Source organism: Nitratidesulfovibrio liaohensis (genome assembly GCF_011682075.1).
Lineage (GTDB): Bacteria > Desulfobacterota > Desulfovibrionia > Desulfovibrionales > Desulfovibrionaceae > Cupidesulfovibrio > Cupidesulfovibrio liaohensis.
In genome coordinates this window covers 1-2,087 of the sequence record NZ_VSMK01000454.1, presented here as the reverse complement: position 1 = coordinate 2,087, position 2,087 = coordinate 1, and the positions used below count along the sequence as shown (strand labels likewise).

General features: G+C 69.7%; 2 protein-coding genes. Both read left to right on the top strand.

Annotated elements, in window-relative coordinates:
• Positions 1–556: 556 nt before the first annotated feature.
• Positions 557–1,027: a LexA family protein gene (locus tag FVW27_RS14150; RefSeq protein WP_167126252.1), complete on the top strand. Its 471-nt coding sequence runs from the start codon at positions 557–559 to the stop codon at positions 1,025–1,027.
• Between the two features lie 299 nt (positions 1,028–1,326).
• Positions 1,327–2,087 (top strand): Y-family DNA polymerase (locus tag FVW27_RS14145; protein WP_167126249.1); only part of this gene is annotated, 761 nt, incomplete at its 3' end.

Sequence of the window (2,087 nt, the reverse complement as noted above, 5' to 3'; positions counted from 1 at the left end):
GCGCAGCGTGCCCGGCCGCAGCCTGCGCCGCAACGGCGAGGCGGCGAACAGTCCGGCCAGTCCTGCCGCCACCACGGCCAGCCCAAGGGGCGGCAGGTGCCACACCAGCACGCCGTAGCATCCGGCCAGCAGTAAATGCAGGCGCGGGTCCGGCGGATCCGGCAGGGCTGGCGCGCCCGCGTGCGGGGCACCGGGCAGAGCCGCCTGCGCCGTCGAGGGGACGATCGCAGGACCGGAGCCCGACAGGGAGCAGGGTGTGGGATCCGGTGTGAGGGGGGAAGCGTGGTGTTGCATGAAGATGTTGTAAAAAACAAAATGTTAAATTTTTTCTAGATTTTCTCTAATGCAATTTTGGGCGGGCTCAACGTGCCCCATGGCCGGGTTTGCGTATCCTTTCCGAGTAGCCGGAGCATCCCCGCCTGCCCTCCAGAGCGGGGACCGTCCGGAGGTGCGGAGCCACGTTGTCGTACCCGCGTGCGCGGCCTATGGTAGCCGGGTCCCCGCAGTTCCGCAAACGGCCAGCCTTCAGGGCGCTGGCCCCAGCGCAGGAGGTCCCATGCCCGCCGGTTTTCCCGTTTCTCCCGCCCGGTCCGCTTTCCCGGCCAGCGCGGCGCCGCGCGCGCCCCTGGCGTCGGGTGTGCGCGTGACCTGCCCCCTGCTGCTGACTCGGGTGGCGGCGGGCTTTCCCTCGCCTGCCGACGATTACCTGGACAGGCCGTTGGACATCGCGGAACACCTGATCCGCCATCCGGAGTCCACCTTCTTCCTGCGGGCGCAAGGTCAGTCCATGACCGGCGCGGGCATTCACGACGGCGATCTGCTGGTGGTGGACCGGGCGGTGGAGCCCGTGCACAACAAGGTGGCCATCGTGGCCGTGGACGGAGAACTTACCGTAAAGCGCCTGCATCTGCGCGCGGGTCGGGTGGTGCTGCTGCCGGAAAACCCGGACTACGAGCCGCTGGACGTCACCGGGCGGGACGATGTGCACGTCTGGGGCGTGGTGACCTACGTGGTGCACGCCCTGTAGGGGGGCGCCGCGACGCCCGCGCTGCCGCTGTCCGTATCCTCCTTCCCGTGTGCACGGCACCCCACGCCGGAACGGGCTCCTGTCGGAGGAATTCGCCTGCCGTGCGGGGCCGCGACCCGACTGTATCGGGGGTGGGGGCGTTGCCGCGTGATGTCCCGTTTCCTCGTCTGCGGCACTTCGGCCCGGCACTGTCCGCAAGGTTTCCGATGCGCAGCGACCGTCGAGGCCGCGTCTTCAAACCATCCCGCAACAACGGCGCGGCCTGTTCCAGCCCGTCACAGGCCCCACGGCAATCCGCCATGCCAGTCCCCGCGCTTCTTCCTTCCCGGCAGGTTCCGCCCGCCGCCGCGCCCTCTTCCTGCCCCCCGGGGCCGGTCGTTCAGTCGTGGGCGCTGGTGGACTGCAACAACTTCTACGCCTCGTGCGAACGGCTGTTCCGGCCCGACCTGCGCGGCAAGCCCATCGTGGTGCTGTCCAACAACGACGGGTGCATCATCTCGCGCTCGGACGAGGCCAAGGCTCTGGGCGTGGAAATGGGCGCCCCGGCCTTCAAGGTTCGGCGCGAGCTGGCCCGGCTGGGTGTGCATGTCTTTTCCTCCAACTATGCCCTGTACGGCGACCTTTCCAGCCGGGTCATGCGCACCCTGGGCACCCTGGCCCCCGAGGTGGAGGTGTATTCCATCGACGAGGCCTTCCTGCCCCTGCGCGGCCCGCTGGCCACCGACCCCGTCGCGGTGGGCCGCGCCCTGCGCGATCGTGTCACCCGCTGGACCGGCATTCCCATTTCCGTGGGCATTGCCCCCACGCGCACCCTGGCCAAGATCGCCGGGCGGGTGGCCAAGCGTACCCCGCACTGTGAAGGCGTGTTCGACCTTGCCCGTAGCCGCGAGGTGCTGGGTATGAGCGTGGACGACCTGCTGGGGTCGCTGCCGGTGGAGGCGGTGTGGGGCGTGGGGCGGCGGCTGGCGGGCATGCTGCGCGGGGCGGGCATCCTCACGGCCCGTGCGTTGCGTGATGCGGGCGACGACTGGGTGCGGCGGCGCATGAGTGTCACCGGGCT